Source organism: Novosphingobium sp., assembly GCF_030699305.1.
In the GTDB taxonomy this organism is placed as follows: domain Bacteria; phylum Pseudomonadota; class Alphaproteobacteria; order Sphingomonadales; family Sphingomonadaceae; genus Novosphingobium.
Genome location: NZ_JAUYNB010000010.1, coordinates 91,241 through 107,762 on the forward strand (window position 1 = coordinate 91,241; position 16,522 = coordinate 107,762).

A 16,522-nucleotide genomic window follows, 5' to 3' on the forward strand; every position below is an offset into this window, starting at 1 on the left:
TCTGATAGTGACTCGCAACTGGCGTTCATATTTCTTCCCTTGCGCCGCGTTCCGGGACTTTTCAAGCCCGCGCTGGTGTGCTTATGCGGCGCCGCACACCGGCCTTTTCGGCCGCCACTCCCCCGGAGCCAACGCCCATGAACATCCATGAATATCAGGCCAAGGAACTGCTCGCAAAGTTTGGCGTCAGCATTCCCAAGGGCATCGCCGCCATGACCGTGGCCGAAGCCGTCGAAGCTGCCAGGCAGCTGCCGGGGCCGCTCTACGTCGTGAAGTCGCAGATCCACGCTGGTGGCCGCGGCAAGGGCAAGTTCAAGGAACTCGGCCCCGATGCCAAGGGCGGCGTCCGTCTGGCCAAGAGCCTGGCAGAAGTCGAATCGCACGCGACCGAAATGCTCGGCAACACGCTGGTCACCATCCAGACCGGCGACGCGGGCAAGCAGGTGAACCGCCTCTATGTGACCGACGGCGTCGATATTGGCAGCGAATACTACCTGTCGATGGTGGTCGATCGTTCGACCGGCCGGATCGCACTGATCGTGTCGACCGAAGGCGGCATGGACATCGAGGAAGTCGCGCATTCGACCCCGGAAAAGATCACCACGATCATCGTCGACCCGGCGCAGGGCTTCATGCCGCACCACGGCCGCGCGGTGGCGTTCGCGCTGAAGCTGAAGGGTGACCTGAACAAGCAGGCGCAGGTGATGTCGAAGCAGCTGTACGACGCGTTCGTCGCGCTCGACTGTGCGATGCTCGAAATCAACCCGCTCGCCGAAACCGGCGACGGGCAGCTTCAGGTGCTCGACACCAAGATGAGCTTCGATTCGAACGCGCTCTATCGTCACCCCGAGGTGATGGCGCTGCGCGACGAAACCGAGGAAGACCCGGCCGAAATCGAAGCCAGCAAGTATGACCTGGCCTACATCAAGCTGGACGGCAACATCGGCTGCATGGTCAACGGCGCGGGCCTCGCCATGGCGACGATGGACATCATCAAGCTGAACGGCGAATTTCCGGCCAACTTCCTCGATGTGGGCGGCGGCGCGACCAAGGAAAAGGTCACCGCAGCGTTCAAGATCATCCTGAAGGACCCGGCGGTGAAGGGCATTCTCGTCAACATCTTCGGCGGGATCATGAAGTGCGACATCATCGCCGACGGCATCGTTGCCGCCGCGAAGGAAGTGAACCTGTCGGTTCCGCTGGTCGTCCGGCTCGAAGGCACGAACGTCGAACAGGGCAAGCAGATCCTCGAAAATTCGGGCCTGCCGATCGTGTCTGCCGCCAATCTGGGCGATGCGGCGCAGAAGATCGTGGCGGAAGTCCGCAAGATCGCCTGATCCGGGCATCAGGACGAAGGAATGCAGGCCGGGCCGCGCACCACGCGCAGCCCGGCCTTTCCTTTTTCCAGTCGCGCTGCGGGTTATTTTCGGAAAGTCTGACGCGGCAGATGCGTTGCAGATCGTCATCTGCACTTACAATCCCGGCATTTTCCGGCGCGCAAGGGTGCTCATGGCCCGATTCCGGGCTTGACCGCATACGCATGCGCGGCAATGGCGAATGCTGTTTCGCGATTAAGTGTGCGGCTAAAGCCTGGTTGACGTTTACGTAAACGCAAATTATGCGGCACCGCAGCATTGAATGGGAAAGGCCTGAACCGATGAAAGCCCTGGTCTGCGTCAAGCGCGTGATCGACTATAATGTGAAGCCGCGGGTCAAGTCCGACGGCACCGGCGTCGATCTTGCCAACGTAAAAATGAGCATGAACCCCTTCGACGAAATCGCCGTCGAAGAAGCGATCCGCCTGAAGGAAAAGGGCGTCGTCACGGAAATCATCGCGGTTTCGGTCGGTCCGGCCAAGGCGCAGGAAACGCTGCGTACCGCGCTGGCCATGGGTGCAGACCGCGCCGTGCTGGTGCAGGTCGATGACGGCGTCGAGGTGGAACCGCTGGCCGTGGCCAAGATCATCAAGGGTGTGGTCGGCGAAGAAGCCCCCGGCCTGATCATCACCGGCAAGCAGGCGATCGACGATGACAGCAACCAGGTCGGCCAGATGCTGGCCGCGCTGCTGGGCCGCCCGCAGGGCACCTTCGCCAACGAAATCACCGTCGAAGGCGATTCGGTCGTGGTGAAGCGCGAAGTCGATGGCGGTCTGGAAACGGTCAAGCTGGCGCTGCCCGCTGTCGTCACCACCGACCTGCGCCTGAACGAGCCGCGCTATGCTTCGCTGCCGAATATCATGAAGGCCAAGTCCAAGCCGCTCGCGAACAAGACCCCCGCCGATTACGGCGTGGACATCGCCCCGCGCCTGAAGACGCTGAAGGTTACCGAACCGGCCGTGCGGCAAGCTGGCGCCAAGGTCGCCGATGTCGACGCTCTGGTCGCCAAGATCAAGGAACTCGGGATCGCCTGATCCCGCACCCGAACTAAGGAACGACACATGAAAACTCTCGTTTGGGTCGAACACGACAACGCCTCGGTCAAGGACGCTACCCTGGCCGTCGTCACCGCCGCTGCGCAGCTGGGTGAAGTGCACCTGCTGGTCGCCGGGTCGGGCTGCGCCGCCGTTGCCGAAGCGGCCAAGAGCATCGCGGGCGTGGGCAAGGTCCACCTCGCCGATGACGCCGCCTATGCCAACGCGCTCGCCGAAAACGTCGCGCCGCTGGTGGCCGAGCTGATGGGCCACCACGACGCCTTCCTCGCGCCTGCCACCACCACCGGCAAGAACATCGCGCCGCGCGTCGCCGCGCTGCTCGACGTCGCGCAGATTTCGGACATTCTCTCGGTCGAAGGCCCCAAGACCTTCACCCGTCCGATCTATGCCGGCAACGCCATCGCCACGGTCGAATCGACTGACGCGAAGCTGGTCATCACCGTGCGCGGCACCGCCTTTGCCAAGGCCGAAACCACTGGCGGTTCGGGCAGCGTCGAAGCTGTTGCCGCTGGCGCCGATTCGGGCCTGTCGAGCTTCGTCGGTTCGGAAATCGCCAAGAGCGAGCGTCCGGAACTGACCAGCGCCAAGGTGATCGTCTCCGGCGGCCGCGCGCTGAAGGATGCCGAAACGTTCCAGGCCACGATCTTCCCGCTGGCCGACAAGCTGGGCGCCGCCGTCGGCGCCAGCCGCGCGGCAGTCGACGCGGGCTATGCCCCCAACGACTATCAGGTCGGCCAGACCGGCAAGATCGTTGCCCCGGAAGTCTACGTCGCAATCGGGATTTCCGGCGCGATCCAGCACCTCGCGGGGATGAAGGACAGCAAGACCATCATCGCCATCAACAAGGACGAAGACGCCCCGATCTTCCAGGTCGCCGACCTTGGCCTCGTGGCGGACCTGTTCAACGCGGTGCCGGAACTGACCGGCAAGCTCTGATCGGCGCGATCTGCGTGAAATGCGGAAAGGCCCTGCTTCGGCGGGGCCTTTTTGTATCTGCGTCAGCCAATCACCACTTGTTGCGGACCTTTTCCGCAAAGCCGACCAGATTGTGGACAGCCAGCGTCGTGCCATCGTCCAGCACCACGGTTCCGGAGAACCGCCCGAACACCTGATCCTGAAAGGTCTTGAACAGCCCCAGGTCAATCCGCTCGCGCCGGTTCACAATCGGCGTGAAGGTCATCTCAAAGCGGTGGTCATTGCTGGTGAATTGCCAGGGCGCGCCATCCAGCGGGCCAGCGGGCAGCGCGAATTCCACCCGGTCCAGCTTGTGCGCGCGCCCGTTCACGAAGACCATGTTCTCGCTGGCGGCAGCGGTATCGCCGAACCCGTAACCGATGTTGAAGCCAAAGGGCCGCCCCTCCACCAGTCCGGATGCAGAACCCCAGTACCAGGTGTTGTCATAAGTCCAGACCCCGCGCCCCCAGTCGAGCACGGCAAACGCCGCATCCGGGGTCAGCCGGATCGTTTCACCGCCCAGCACAATTGCCCCCGACACCGGCATGCAGTTGATTTTCTGGTTGTAATAGAACGCCTTGGGGTTCTCCCTGAACGGGGTGGCAATCACCATCCGGTCCATCGGTGGCTGATCCAGCCGCAGCTCCCCGGACAGCCCCTTGCCGCCATCAAAGCCCGGTGCGGAAAAAGTCAGCCTGCGCCCGCCGTCCTCATGGCGAAACGCCAGCGCAACCGTGCCCCGCGCCTGCACCACGTCCCCCCGATCGGCGCTGGCCGGCAGCTTCATCCGCCCCAACGGCAACACGCGCACCGCGCCGTGGTTCACGGCCGTGCCCGCAACCAGATCCATCCATGACGTTCCCAGAAAGCCCAGATAGCCGTTATCCGCCACGGTCAGCGCCAGCGCGAACCGGTCCGTCAGGATGCAGTAGTAATCCCATTCCTTGATCCGCAGCGCGCTGGCCCCAATCCGGGCGCGATCGTAACGGCGCAGTTCCTGCGTGGCCCAGCCAGCCTCGGCCAGCCGCCCCGTGTCATCAAGCAGATCGCCCGCGCTCAACTGGTGCTGCATTTCCCCTCCTCCGCCGAATCAACGTTGCTCATACAGCACCGCGCGGGGCTGAAGGACAACAAGACCTCCATACGGACGAGAACAGACCGATCTTCAAAATCGCGGATCTTGGCTGCGTGAGAGATTTGTTCAAGCGGCGAAGGAACTCACCGGCAAGCCCTGATCATGAAAGAGTCGGTGTTTAGGCCGACCCTTTCATTTTCCTTACTGCAACTGTTACTCGGCAAGCGCCCTGCGGAATGCCTCCCGAGTGACAGGCATCATGCGGGCAACCCAATCATTTTCTGTTTCCTCGATCCATTCGATCAGATCGACGTTATCGTTGTTGGTGATCGTGTGAATGCGCTTAGTTAGTCCGGCCCATACACCGCGCAGGCCACCGACAGGCACACCCATGTCGGCCTCCAACTCGCGCAAAGAGAACGTCTCCCCAGCTTCGACGATCAAGCGGATGGCATTGGTTGTTTTTTCACCACACCCCTGAAGGAATGCGCGAGCCGCCTGAAGGCCAAGTTCGGCATACTCTTCCCCTTCCACGCCCTCATCGAACTGATATTCTGGTGGCCTCGCCATTTCAAAGCCAAGGTGCGCCGCCAGCTCTGCCTTGCAAGCAGGCGAGAGCATCCGTATGGTATCGGCATCGAGTGTGATTTGATTGGTCATTTCGATATTCCTTCTGGTTTTCATCAACGAAACTCAACTTCGTTGATGAAAACCAGATACGAAACCGATTTCGTTATGTCAATCGTGGCATGAAAATATTTTCATGATCCTTAAACCCGCTCATACAGCACCAACGCCGCTCCGCTGTCAGGCTGGTGCAACCCATAGCGCACGAAGCCCAGCTTGCCCGCCAGTGCATCCGATGCACCGTGGCCGTCCTCGATCATGCAGGCGATCCGCTGGCGGCCATGGGCGGCGTCGAACCATGCCAGCGCGGCCTCCATCACTTCGCGGGCGACGCCTTGCCCCCAGTGGTCCTGATGCACGATCCAGCCCGCTTCCGGCACGTCGTCCAGCCCCTGCCCAAAGCCGCGATGGCTGCGGAAGACGCCGCAGTTGGCGATGATCCGGTCCTGCCCGCGCGGCCGCACCATGAACGTGCCGTAGCCGTGCAGCGCCCAGCTGCCCGCGTTGCGGTGGAGGCGGTTGAACGTGTCCATTTCGGATGGCACGAAACCACCCAGAAAGCGGCGGGTCTCCTCGACCAGGGTGAGGTCGAACAGGCCGGGCAGGTCGCGCAGTGCAGGCTGCCACAGTTCGAACCGGGCGGTAGTCAGCAAGGGCGATCCCGGCTTGTTCATTGCTACCCCCTCCGCACCGCCTGCCCTGAGCTTGTCGAAGGGCCGACCTTTCGTTTCTGCGTTCATCGCGCCTGCATCGAGGAAAAGCAGTCCTTCGACAAGCTCAGGACGGGCGGATTTCAGGGCATGGTGCCCGATTGCTAGAGCAGCTGGTCGATCACGTGGATGGTCACGCCGACCAGCCCGCCGACCATGGTGCCGTTGATTCGGATGAACTGCAGGTCGCGGCCCACCGCGCCTTCGATTCGGTCGGTGACGGTCCGGGCGTCCCAGCGCTTGACCGTTTCGGACACCAGCCGGACGATCTGATCGCCATAGCGCGAGGCCGCGCCGACCAGCGTGCGGCGGGCGAAGCGGTTGATCTGGGCCTGCAGCGCGGGATCGTCGCGCAAGTGGCGGCCCAGTTCGGCGAGCGCTTCGGCCAGCTGCCCGCCGATTTCGCCTTCGGGGCGGCGCAGGCGTTCCAGCATGCCGGTGCGCAGCCGTTCCCACACGCCCTGCCACCAGGTGGACACCGCAGGGCTCGCGATCAGCTCACCCTTCATCCGCTCCACCCGTTCGCGCAGTTCAGCGTCGGTTTGCAGGTCCTGCGCCAGCTTGGCGAGGCCTTCCTCGACCTTGGCGCGCAACGGATGGTCGGGATTGACGATCACTTCGGCCAGCAGCTTGTACAGCCCGTCCAGCACCGAACTGGCCAGCCGTTCATCCAGCCCGGTCCAGCGCAGGATCGCGTTGGCGCGGACGTGGATCAGCTCGCGGACCAGTTCCTCATTGTCTTCCAGCGTCAGCCCGGTCCAGCGCACCAGCGATTCGATCACCGGCATGTGCCGCCGGTCGGCAATCGCGGTGCCCAGCATCTGGCCCAGCAGCGGCGACACCTCCAGCTTGTCGATCTGGCGAAACAGTCCGCCGCGCACCTGATGGCCCAGCCGCTCAGGATCGAGCGATTCGAGCGCCTGCGCCAGCAGTTCCGCTGCGCCCGCGCGGACCCGCCCGCCGCCGCCGCTCTGCGGATCGGCCAGCCAGCCGCCTACCGCCGCCGCGATATTGGTGCTGCGCATCCGCCGGGCCACCACTTGCGGGGTCAGGAAGTTGGTGCGCAGGAACGCCGCCATCGTATCGGCGATCCGGTCCTTGTTTTCCGGCACGATCGCGGTGTGCGGGATCGGCAGGCCGAGCGGATGACGGAACAGCGCGGTCACCGCGAACCAGTCTGCCAGCCCGCCGACCATCGCCGCCTCGGCAAACGCCAGGACATAGCCCCAGGCGGGATGGACCCCGGTGAACTGCCGCGCGACCAGATATATGCCCGCCATGACCACCAGCAGTCCGGTGGCGAACAAGCGCATCCGCCGTGCCCGATCGGCGGGAACCGCGCCGTCGGGGCGCAGCGCTGGGGCGGGACTGGTCACTCCGCGGGTAAGGCCCCGGCTGTGCCGCCGCCCGCCGCCGCCTGTGCATCGGATGCGCGGCTATGCTGGGGGTCATACGTCAGGAAGATGCGGCGCAGCCATGGCCCCATCCGCTTTTCCAGCCCATCGGCCAGACTGAACCCGGCCGGCACGATCAACAGCGTCAGCAGCGTCGAAACGATCAGCCCGCCGATCACCACCGTGCCCATCGGCGCGCGCCATGCCCCGTCACCCGATAGCGACAGCGCCGTGGGCACCATGCCCGAAACCATCGCGACCGTGGTCATCACGATCGGCTGGGCGCGCTTGTGACCGGCCTCGGCAATTGCGGTGTCCTTGTCGGCTCCCAGCGCCATTTCCTCGATCGCGAAGTCGATCAGCAGGATCGAGTTCTTCGCGACGATCCCGAACAGCATCAGGATACCGATGAACACCGGCATCGATACCGGCTGCCCGACCAGCACCAGCGCCAGCAGCCCGCCGAATGGTGCCAGGAACAGTGATCCCATGTTGACCAGCGGCGAAACGAACCGGCGGTAAAGCAGCACCAGCACCGAAAACACCAGCAAGATGCCGGAAACCAGCGCAGTGGCGAAGTTGACGATCATTTCTGCCTGCCATTCATCCTGCCCGAACGGTGCGTTGGACACACCCTGCGGCAGGTTCTTCATGATCGGCAGGTCGGCGATCGCCTTGTCGGCCTCGCCCTTCACGATATTGGGGGCCAGGTCTGCGCCGACAAACACGCGGCGGCTCTGGTTATAGCGCTGGATCGAGGTCGGGCCGGAGCCGAACCCGATATCCGCCACGCGGGACAGCGGCACGGAACCGCCGTTCGCGGTCGGCACCGGCAAGTTCCGGATCGTATCGAGACTGCGGCGCGATTCAACCGGCAGCTTGACCCGGATCGGCACCTGACGGTCCGACAGGCTGAACTTCGCGGCGTTCTGGTCAATCTCGCCCAGGGTGGCAACCCGGATCGCCTGACTGAGCGATGAGGTCGTCACGCCCAGGCTTGCGGCCATGTCCAGCCGGGGAGTGATAATGATTTCGGGACGGCGCAAATCGGCTGACACGCGCGGCGCGACCACCTGTTTCAGCCCACCCATCTGATCAACCAGCGTGGCGGCCGCCTTGGCCAGAGCGTCAGGGTCAGACCCCGACAGCATCACGTTCACCGCCCGGCCTGACCCACCGCCAGGTCCGGGGCCACCCGCCTGGAAATTGATCCGCGCATCCGCGATTGTCTGCAGCTTGGGCGTCAACTGGCGCTGAAACTCGACATTCGTCAGTTCCCGGTCTTCCTTCAGCGTGATGAGCAGGTTGCCGCTGCCTTCACGGATGCGCTGGAACGTCGATTCCACGTCCGGCTCGGAGCTAACCAGTTCGGCCACTTCCTCCATGGTCCGGGCGGTCTGTTGCAGGGTGGTGCCGGGGACCATTTCCACGGAAACCCGGCTGAACCGGCCATTCCCGGCTGGGAAGAATTCCTGCGGGGTCGTTACGAACATCACGACGGTCAGCCCCAATGCGCCAAGGCCGATCCCCATCATCCAGATCCGGTGATCGCGCATCCGCGCCAAAAAGCTGCGGCTGATCCGGTCCAGCACCCGTGCTGTCAGCCGCGTGCCGGGCAGCGGCACCCGCTCAACCTGGCGGGCGACGAACCCGCGATACCCGCGTGACTTGCGCCAGCTGCGGTATGCCTGTGCCTTTTGCGTATTCAGCGACCAGCCCAGCAGGCGCATATAATGGTCCATCGCCTTGCCCTCGCCATGGCTGGCGTGGCCCCTGGCGTGCAGGAAATAGGCGGCCACCATTGGCGTTATCATCCGCGCGACGACCAGACTCATCATCACGGCCGCGACCACGGTCAATCCGAAGTTCTTGAAAAACTGACCGGACACACCAGGCATCAGGCCAACCGGCAGGAACACCGCAACAATCGAGAAGGTGGTCGCAACCACGGCCAGCCCGATTTCATCGGCAGCGTCGATTGACGCCTGATAGGCGCTTTTGCCCATGCGCATGTGGCGCACGATATTTTCGATTTCCACGATCGCGTCATCGACCAGCACGCCTGCAACCAGCCCCAGCGCCAGCAGGCTGAGCATGTTGAGCGTGAAGCCCATCATGTCCATGAACCAGAAGGTCGGGATCGCTGAAAGCGGGATCGCCAGCGCGGATACGAACGTGGCGCGCCAGTCGCGCAGGAAGAAGAACACCACGATCACGGCCAGCACCGCGCCTTCGATCATGGCCGCGATCGAGCTTTGATACTGTGCCTTGACCTCGTCCACTTCGGTCCACAACCGGTCGAACCGGATGGCCCCGTTGCTGTCCTTGCTGATCTTGGCCAGTTCATCCATCGTCGCGTCATAAACCGCGACGTCGCTTTCACCGCGCGCACGGGAAATCGAAAAGGTTACAACCTCTTTCCCGTTCACCTTGGCCTTTGTGGTCAGTTCCCCATAGGCATCGCGCACGGTGGCAATGTCTGCGAGCTTGACCCGCCGCCCGCCACCCAGACCGATTTCCGTCTGCGACAGCTGATAGGCGTTCGCGGCATTGCCCAGCACCCGCACCGACTGGCGCGAGCCCGCAACTTCGGTGCGTCCGCCCGCGGCGTTGACGTTGATCTGGCGCAGCGCCAGGTTAACCTGCGAAGCCGTGACGCCCATGGACTGCATCCGCGCCGGATCCAGCTCAACCAGGATTTCACGGTCAACGCCGCCATTGCGTTCGACTGCGGCCATGCCCGGAATCGCCAGCAGGCGCTTCGCAATCGTGTCATCGATCAGCCAGGACAGCTGCTCGATCGTCATGTCATCAGCCGTGACGGCAAAGAACCCGATCGCGTTGGATGAGGTCTGCGCCTTGAACACCTGCGGTTCCAGGATGCCGTCCGGCAGTTCGCCGCGCGCCTGATCGACCGCGTTCTTCACCTCGTTCACCGCCTCGGCGATATCGACCCCGATCTGGAACTCGATAATCGTCTGGCTGTTGCCCTCACGCGCGGTCGACGAGATCGACTGGACGCCGCTGATCGACCGGATCGAGGATTCGACGCGCTGCGTGATCTGGTTTTCGATTTCCGAGGGCGCCGCCCCCGGCTGCGCAATGCTGACGATGACGATCGGGAACTCGATGTCGGGATCCGCCTGGATCGACATGGACCGGAACGCCATGATCCCGGCCAGCGTCAGGCCGATGAACAGGATGATCGGAACAACCGGGTTGCGGATCGACCAGGCCGAAATATTGCGAAAATTCATGGCGGTGGCCCTGTTCCTGTTCGGCGCTACTTGGTGGCCGAGCGCGGCTGGACTTTCTCGTCCGGTTGCAGGAAGCCGCCGGCGCGCAGCACCACGCGTTCATTCCCGCTCAGCCCTTCGATGACCGCAACGCCGGTATCGGTCACAATCCCGGTCTTTACAGGACGGCGGCGAGCCTTGTTGTCGCTGTCGACGATGTAGACAAAGCTGCCCTTGTCATCGGACAGGATTGCCGATTCAGGCAGCAGCGGGGCCACGATCGTGCCCGATGTGATCGTTGCGGTGGCAAATCCGCCAGGGCGCAGTTCGGGCGAGTATGCCAATGCGATCCGCGCCACACCCTGACGGCTGGCGGGGTCGATCACGGGCGCCAGCTGCCAGATCTGGCCCGTAAAGGCCTTGTCCGTCCCGGCGGGCACCACTTGTGCGGTAACCCCGGTCGCCAACGTGGCCAGATCGAGTTCGCCCAGCTGCGCGCGCAATTCCATCTCGCCGCCTTTGGCCAGACGGAACAGCACGCCCGAACCAGCGCCCACCACCTGACCCGGCTCAACCCGCCGCTCCAGCACCAGTCCGGCCGCCGGGGCAACGATATTGAGTCGCCGCGTCTGCGCCTGCAACACGCCCAGCGTGGCACCGGCAACCCGCACTTGTGCCGCCGCAGCATCACGCTGCGCCGTCAGGCGATCAATGTCTGCGGTGGAAACGAAGCCGCGCTCAACCAGCTTGAGTGCGCGGTCAAGATTGGCCTGCGCCAGCTGGGCATTGGCCCGCGCCACCTGGATCTGGGCCGACTGGCTGGCCTGCTGCTGCACCTGGACCGAACGGTCGATCACCGCCAGCACCTGGCCCGCGCCGACCCACTGGCCGGGCTCAACCAGCACGGCTGCAATCTGCCCGCCTTCGCCCGGAACGCCAACCGGCAGTTCACGCCGCGCGGCCAGCGTGCCGGTCGCGTTGATCGTGCCTGCGATGGTGGTCTTTCCCGGCGTGATGACGCTGACGACCGCGCCTGCATCAGACTTTGTCGCCGCATCGCCGGCGCCGCTGCGATGGGTAAAGAACCACACCGCCACCAACAGCGCCGCCACGACCGCTCCGATGATCCACAACCGCCGCCGGGTGGCGCGATCTTCCACATCGTCCGCCAGCAAGGGATTATCCTCGGCATCCGGTTCGGCAGCGGCGGTCGGGGCATCAATCCGCGAATCGTAGTTCATTGTCGGCTTCGCCTTCGTCCTCGCCCCGCGCCGGAGGCTCGCTACGCGTTGCAGCAAGTCGGCGGGGGACCATCGCGCACTGTATTACTATGATAAGTCACCCAGCACAAGCCCTCGTCGGGCGAGCGGACGGATAACCCGGTCTTCCGTCCGCGCTTAGGCGGGGGAGAGTAATGGCGCAATCAAAGGCTCTGCGAACAGCGTATCGTTTTCGGTAAACGGCACGCAGACGGGTGAATCAGCGCACTTTGCCGCGCTTGATCAAGTTGACAATCGCCAGCAGCACCACGGCACCAATAAATGCCGTCAGCAAGGTCTTCGGATCAAAAGCATCGCCGCGCAGGTTTCCGCCGCCGATCAAACCGCCAAGCAGCAACCGGCCCATGATCGAACCGACACAGCCGACCACCACATTGGCGAAGATGCCCATCGAAGCATCACGATTCATCACCTTGCTGGCCAGCCAGCCGATGATGCCGCCCATCACAAGTGCGACGATAAAACTGATCATTGCGCATTCTCCCGTCAGGCCGACCAATCTGGTCGGCACGGGCGGAAGCTAACGCAATCTGCGGCAAGGTCAATTTGTCGTTGATTTTCAGTGCGTGTCTGAGCGGTCCGGCGGGCCGCCCAGACAGATCGGATCAGTATTTCAGCTGCCGCTCATAGAGGTCGCGATAGTGCTGGATCCGGGTGACGCGCAGCCCCTGCATCCCCGAACGATCGACGGCACGCTGCCACGATGCGAACTCTTCGAGCGTCAGGTTGTAGCGTTCGCACACTTCGTCAATCGTCAGCAGGCCGCCATTGACCGCCGCCACGACTTCGGCTTTGCGGCGCACAACCCAGCGGGTGGTCGACGGTGCAGGCAGCGATTCAAGCGTTAACGGCTCCCCAAGCGGGCCAATAACCATCGCGGGTCGGATTTTCTGGTTTTCGATCATTGTTATCCTCGTCCGCCGACAACGGCTTTACTGGCGACAACGTCACCATTGCGCCCGGGGAATTTGCCATCTGCTGAACTGCTAAGGTTAACGGCCCGTGAGGCATCTTTCCGGGAACTGGACGCGACCCTTGCCCAGTCCTCGAATCCACCGGAGGGGAACGTCGCGCTGGCCTGCCCATCCTGCAACGCACGTCGCGCAGCATGCGCAGCCACGCACCGGGCGCGCAGCCCGGCCCAGTCGAACGCCATCCCATCGGCAGTGCCGCAGGATGCGCCGCGCTGGTTGCGCAAGCTCGCCAACAAGTCGTTTCCGATCTCCATGGACTGGCTTCTACGCCCCCAAGGTCAAGATCAGGTAAAGCCGGAGTTTACCATGTGTTCAGCTTGCCTAACGATTTGCCGCACGCCTGCTCCCCGGTGTAAGGCGCCTTCATGACCGCCCAAACGCTGCCACCTGTAGATTATACCAGCCTGTTTCAGCTGCCTGCACCGCTGACGGACAAGCGCATTGTTGTGGCGATGTCGGGCGGGGTGGACAGCTCGGTCGTGGCCGCACTGGCCGCGCGCAGCGGGGCCGAAGTGATTGGCGTTACGCTGCAATTATACGATCACGGGGCGGCATCGGGCCGCAAGGGCGCGTGCTGTGCGGGCGACGATATCCGCGATGCGCGGGCCGTGGCGGACCGGCTGGGGATCGCCCATTATGTGTTCGATCACGCCAGCAGCTTCCGCGAAGAAGTGGTGGAGCGGTTCGCCGACGATTACCTGGCCGGGCGCACCCCCATCCCCTGCATCCGCTGCAACATGGGACCAAAGTTTACCGATCTGTTCGCAATGGCGCGCGAACTGGGGGCCGATTGCCTGGCCACCGGGCACTACGTCCGCCGGGTCGAAGGCGCGGCCGGACCGGAACTGCACCGCGCGCTCGATCCCGCGCGCGACCAGAGCTATTTCCTTTATGCCACCACCGAGGCGCAGCTCGATTACTTGCGCTTTCCGCTGGGCGGAATGCCCAAGTCCGATGTGCGCAAGATCGCCGAGGCCGAAGGGCTGGCCGTGGCGGCCAAGCCGGACAGCCAGGACATCTGCTTCGTGCCCGATGGCGATTACGCCAAGGTGGTGAAGTCCGTCCGCCCCGAAGGCGTCGCCCCCGGCGAGATTGTCCATGCCGAAACCGGCGCGGTGCTGGGGTCGCATCAGGGGATCATCCACTTTACCGTCGGCCAGCGGCGCGGGCTGGAAATCGGGGGCCAGCCGGAACCGCTGTATGTGACCGGGATCGACGCCGCCCGGCGTCAGGTGCTGGTCGGCCCGCGCCGGTTGCTGGCCGTCGGGGCCGCGCACCTGATCGAGACCAACCGGATCGGCCCGCTGCCCGATGCGCCGCTGCTGGCCAAAGTCCGTTCGCTGGCCAAGCCGGTTCCGGTGACGCTGGACGGCCTGCTTGGCGATGGCAGCGCAGCCACGATCCGCTTCGAAACCCCGGAATACGGCGTCGCGCCGGGACAGGCCGCGGTAATCTATGCCGGTGACCGCGTGATCGGCGGCGGCTGGATCGACCGGACTCAGCCGGCCCCCTGACCAAGCGGCTGCGCGATCAGGCACAGTCCCCGGCTGGGGAACGCCGCCTCGGCCAGGCTGGGGGCAAGCGCACACTCTCCCGCCGCCACAGCTTCCCCGGCCACAACCACCGCGCAATCGAGCGGGATCACCAGCACCGCCCCCGGATAGCGGGCCGCAACGGCGGCAGCGGGCGGGCCGTCCAGCCGGTCCAGCCGGAACAGCGGCCCGTCGACCAGGGTTTCCGCGCCGTGCACGGGCACGCGGCGGCGCAACTGCGGGTCATGCGGCGTTCCGCTGGCCACGGCGATGCCGTCATCCAGATGCAGTTCGCGCGGGCGGCCATAATCATACAGCCGATAGGTAATGTCGCTGTTCTGCTGAACTTCGACCAGGCTGATCCCGCCGCCGATCGCGTGGACCGTGTTGGCGGGGATATAAAAGAAGTCGCCGGGGACAACCGGGTGCCACTCCAGCAGGTGCTCGATCGTGCCGTCCAGCGCGGCAGCGCGCAACGTGGCGGCATCGACCGATTCGCGAAAGCCGATGCCCAGCCGCGCGCCGGGTTCGGCTGCGATCACCAGCCAGCATTCCTCCTTGCCCTGTCGCCCCAGCCCGGCTGCCATGGTTTGCGCATCGGACGGGTGAACCTGCACCGACAGCGCTTCGCTGGTGAAGATGTACTTGACCAGCAGCGCGCCAAGCGCAGGCGGCGGCTCAAACCATACTTCGCCGATTGTCTCGCCCGGCGGGGCGCTGAACGGCGCGGGCAGGTGTGCCTTGCCCCACGGCTTGGCAACCATCCGCGTCGGCAGCAGCGCGCTCATTGATTGGCTGCACCATCAAGCTTGCCGACCATCTGCGCCCCGGCGCGGGTGGTGACCAGCACTTCGCCGCCATCGACCACGACAATCACGTCCTCCAGCCCGATCACCGACACGCGCGGGCCATCGGTATCGACCAGCACATTGCGGCAGGCGACCAGTTCGGCGGCCCCCCGCACAGTGTTACCGGCATCGTCGCGGGGGAGCGCGGCGTGCAGCGCATCCCAGCTGCCGATATCGGACCAGCCCATGTCGGCCGGCACCAGCGCGGCGCGGGTGGTGTTTTCCATCACCGCATAATCAACCGATTCGCTGGCGATCGCGGCAAATTCAGCCGCGCCGGGATGGAAACAGTGGCGATCGACCCGGCCAGCCGCGACAGCAGCTTCGGCAGCGGCGGCGATGGCCGGTCGGTGCGTGCGCAGTTCATCCATGAACGTGCCGACCCGGAACGCGAAGATCCCCCCGTTCCAGGCATAGCCGCCATCGGCGACGAAGGCCTGCGCGCGGGCCAGTTCGGGCTTTTCCACGAACCGTGCAGTGCGAAAGCCCAGATCGCCGATCGCCTCGCCCCGCTGGAGATAGCCAAACCCGGTTTCCGGGGTCTTCGCCTCGATCCCGAATGACACCAGCCAGCCATCGGCAGCCAGCGCCGCCGCCTTGGCCGCTGCCGCGCGATAGGCGGCGGTATCGGCGATGTGGTGATCGCTGGGGCAGACCAGCATGATCGCGTCATCCGGCAGGCGCAGGGCCGCCAGCGCAATCGCAGCGGCGGTGTTGCGCGCGCACGGTTCGACAATGATCTGCGCGCCCGGTTCGCTGCCCAGCTGCGCCTCGACATGGTCCAGATGCGCGGTCCCGGTCACGATTACGGGCGCGGCGAACCCGCCATCACGCCCGCTCCGCCGCAAGGTCGCCTCGAACAGCGTGCAATCGCCGACCAGTGGCAGAAACGGCTTGGGCTTTACCGCACGGCTGCGCGGCCACAACCGCGTGCCACTGCCGCCGCACAGCACGACCGGGTGAACTGTCAGGGTCTCGATCACTCTTTCAATACTCCGATAGCCGGATTCCAACGCGGCGGCGTTTAGACATTTTTCCTATTATTTCAATGGATTAAGTCGATTCACTCCGCCCACGGCTGCAACCGGCACCCTTCACCCTCACGGTACGTGGCGGTTTGTGTGGCCAGCAGCGGGAACCGGGCGGTCACGCTCTTCCCGGGATAATCCGCACTGAGGGTAATCAGTTCCATTCCGGATTCAAAATCCTTGCGGCAGTCCGCCAAATCGCGTCCGCCGACGAACCGGCATGAGCAGCCAACCCGCGCGGCATAGGACGCACCGGTTACCGCAAAACTGTTGAGCGGCTGCCAGAACCACGCCAGCGCCGCCGCTGCCAGCACGGTCAGCAGCAGCAGCAGTCGCAGCAGCAGCCGCGATTTGGGGCCGGATGGCGAGGGGGCGGCGACGGAGCCGGTGGCCGGGTTAGAGGTTGCCATTGCACTGCCTTTGGGCGAGGGAT

At 64.4% G+C, this 16,522-nt stretch carries 15 protein-coding genes; 4 read left to right on the forward strand and 11 right to left on the reverse strand.

All coding sequences use genetic code 11. The features are described 5' to 3' along the window. The first annotated feature begins 137 nt into the window (after positions 1-137). The 3 genes from sucC (at position 138) to Q8Q53_RS03180 (ending at position 3,367) form a co-directional block, all read left to right on the forward strand. On the forward strand, positions 138-1,337 hold the full coding sequence (gene sucC / locus Q8Q53_RS03170; RefSeq protein WP_305700302.1) for an ADP-forming succinate--CoA ligase subunit beta: 1,200 nt from the start codon (positions 138-140) through the stop codon (positions 1,335-1,337). A gap of 320 nt (positions 1,338-1,657) precedes the next feature. Then, complete coding sequence (locus Q8Q53_RS03175) at positions 1,658-2,410, forward strand: electron transfer flavoprotein subunit beta/FixA family protein (protein WP_305700303.1); 753 nt, start codon at positions 1,658-1,660, stop codon at positions 2,408-2,410. 27 nt (positions 2,411-2,437) lie between these two features. Continuing rightward, positions 2,438-3,367 (forward strand): electron transfer flavoprotein subunit alpha/FixB family protein, encoded by a 930-nt coding sequence (locus Q8Q53_RS03180; protein WP_305700304.1) that lies wholly within the window; start codon positions 2,438-2,440, stop codon positions 3,365-3,367. Between the two features lie 70 nt (positions 3,368-3,437). Here the strand turns inward: Q8Q53_RS03180 and Q8Q53_RS03185 are convergent, their stop codons facing one another. The 8 genes from Q8Q53_RS03185 to Q8Q53_RS03220 form a co-directional block, all read right to left on the reverse strand. Continuing rightward, the gene (locus Q8Q53_RS03185; protein ID WP_305700305.1) at positions 3,438-4,457 is read right to left on the reverse strand and encodes a DUF2804 domain-containing protein; all 1,020 of its coding nucleotides are present in this window, start codon (positions 4,455-4,457) and stop codon (positions 3,438-3,440) included. A 216-nt stretch (positions 4,458-4,673) separates the two neighbouring features. Further along, a complete protein-coding gene (locus Q8Q53_RS03190; RefSeq protein WP_305700306.1) occupies positions 4,674-5,120 on the reverse strand; it encodes a hypothetical protein in 447 nt (148 codons plus the stop codon). A gap of 110 nt (positions 5,121-5,230) precedes the next feature. Beyond that, entirely contained in the window at positions 5,231-5,827 is a 597-nt protein-coding gene (locus Q8Q53_RS03195; protein WP_305700307.1) for a GNAT family N-acetyltransferase, read from the reverse strand. 74 nt (positions 5,828-5,901) lie between these two features. Next, positions 5,902-7,110, reverse strand: coding sequence for a DUF445 domain-containing protein (locus tag Q8Q53_RS03200; RefSeq protein WP_305700749.1), 1,209 nt, complete (start codon positions 7,108-7,110; stop codon positions 5,902-5,904). A gap of 59 nt (positions 7,111-7,169) precedes the next feature. Then, a complete protein-coding gene (locus tag Q8Q53_RS03205) occupies positions 7,170-10,448 on the reverse strand; it encodes an efflux RND transporter permease subunit (RefSeq protein WP_305700308.1) in 3,279 nt (1,092 codons plus the stop codon). A 26-nt stretch (positions 10,449-10,474) separates the two neighbouring features. Beyond that, a complete protein-coding gene (locus tag Q8Q53_RS03210; protein WP_305700309.1) occupies positions 10,475-11,668 on the reverse strand; it encodes an efflux RND transporter periplasmic adaptor subunit in 1,194 nt (397 codons plus the stop codon). A 238-nt stretch (positions 11,669-11,906) separates the two neighbouring features. Beyond that, complete coding sequence (locus tag Q8Q53_RS03215; RefSeq protein WP_305700310.1) at positions 11,907-12,179, reverse strand: GlsB/YeaQ/YmgE family stress response membrane protein; 273 nt, start codon at positions 12,177-12,179, stop codon at positions 11,907-11,909. Positions 12,180-12,312: 133 nt separating this feature from the next. Next, a complete protein-coding gene (locus Q8Q53_RS03220) occupies positions 12,313-12,612 on the reverse strand; it encodes a DUF1153 domain-containing protein (RefSeq protein ID WP_305700311.1) in 300 nt (99 codons plus the stop codon). A 434-nt stretch (positions 12,613-13,046) separates the two neighbouring features. On the opposite strand from Q8Q53_RS03220, the gene mnmA reads away from it, so the two are divergent. After that, positions 13,047-14,195 (forward strand): tRNA 2-thiouridine(34) synthase MnmA, encoded by a 1,149-nt coding sequence (gene mnmA, locus Q8Q53_RS03225; protein ID WP_305700312.1) that lies wholly within the window; start codon positions 13,047-13,049, stop codon positions 14,193-14,195. Here mnmA and Q8Q53_RS03230 read toward each other — a convergent pair. The 3 genes from Q8Q53_RS03230 to Q8Q53_RS03240 form a co-directional block, all read right to left on the reverse strand. Beyond that, positions 14,180-15,001, reverse strand: coding sequence for a class I mannose-6-phosphate isomerase (locus Q8Q53_RS03230; RefSeq protein ID WP_305700313.1), 822 nt, complete (start codon positions 14,999-15,001; stop codon positions 14,180-14,182). The two genes, mnmA and Q8Q53_RS03230, sit on opposite strands and share 16 nt — an antisense overlap. Next, complete coding sequence (locus tag Q8Q53_RS03235; RefSeq protein WP_305700314.1) at positions 14,998-16,044, reverse strand: mannose-1-phosphate guanylyltransferase; 1,047 nt, start codon at positions 16,042-16,044, stop codon at positions 14,998-15,000. Before Q8Q53_RS03235 ends, Q8Q53_RS03230 begins: the two co-directional genes overlap by 4 nt. Positions 16,045-16,124: 80 nt before the next feature. Further along, entirely contained in the window at positions 16,125-16,499 is a 375-nt protein-coding gene (locus tag Q8Q53_RS03240; RefSeq protein WP_305700315.1) for a hypothetical protein, read from the reverse strand. Positions 16,500-16,522 lie beyond the last annotated feature (23 nt).

What these genes read in the sequence shown, in the direction of transcription:
- Q8Q53_RS03190 (WP_305700306.1), bottom strand. Translation starts at nt 5,120, where the DNA reads ATGACCAATCAAATCACACTCGATGCCGATACCATACGGATGCTCTCG.
- Q8Q53_RS03195 (WP_305700307.1), bottom strand. Translation starts at nt 5,827, where the DNA reads ATGAACGCAGAAACGAAAGGTCGGCCCTTCGACAAGCTCAGGGCAGGC.
- sucC (WP_305700302.1), top strand. Translation starts at nt 138, where the DNA reads ATGAACATCCATGAATATCAGGCCAAGGAACTGCTCGCAAAGTTTGGC.
- mnmA (WP_305700312.1), top strand. Translation starts at nt 13,047, where the DNA reads ATGACCGCCCAAACGCTGCCACCTGTAGATTATACCAGCCTGTTTCAG.
- Q8Q53_RS03185 (WP_305700305.1), bottom strand. Translation starts at nt 4,457, where the DNA reads ATGCAGCACCAGTTGAGCGCGGGCGATCTGCTTGATGACACGGGGCGG.
- Q8Q53_RS03205 (WP_305700308.1), bottom strand. Translation starts at nt 10,448, where the DNA reads ATGAATTTTCGCAATATTTCGGCCTGGTCGATCCGCAACCCGGTTGTT.
- Q8Q53_RS03230 (WP_305700313.1), bottom strand. Translation starts at nt 15,001, where the DNA reads ATGAGCGCGCTGCTGCCGACGCGGATGGTTGCCAAGCCGTGGGGCAAG.
- Q8Q53_RS03175 (WP_305700303.1), top strand. Translation starts at nt 1,658, where the DNA reads ATGAAAGCCCTGGTCTGCGTCAAGCGCGTGATCGACTATAATGTGAAG.
- Q8Q53_RS03220 (WP_305700311.1), bottom strand. Translation starts at nt 12,612, where the DNA reads ATGATCGAAAACCAGAAAATCCGACCCGCGATGGTTATTGGCCCGCTT.
- Q8Q53_RS03240 (WP_305700315.1), bottom strand. Translation starts at nt 16,499, where the DNA reads ATGGCAACCTCTAACCCGGCCACCGGCTCCGTCGCCGCCCCCTCGCCA.
- Q8Q53_RS03200 (WP_305700749.1), bottom strand. Translation starts at nt 7,110, where the DNA reads ATGCGCTTGTTCGCCACCGGACTGCTGGTGGTCATGGCGGGCATATAT.
- Q8Q53_RS03180 (WP_305700304.1), top strand. Translation starts at nt 2,438, where the DNA reads ATGAAAACTCTCGTTTGGGTCGAACACGACAACGCCTCGGTCAAGGAC.
- Q8Q53_RS03215 (WP_305700310.1), bottom strand. Translation starts at nt 12,179, where the DNA reads ATGATCAGTTTTATCGTCGCACTTGTGATGGGCGGCATCATCGGCTGG.
- Q8Q53_RS03210 (WP_305700309.1), bottom strand. Translation starts at nt 11,668, where the DNA reads ATGAACTACGATTCGCGGATTGATGCCCCGACCGCCGCTGCCGAACCG.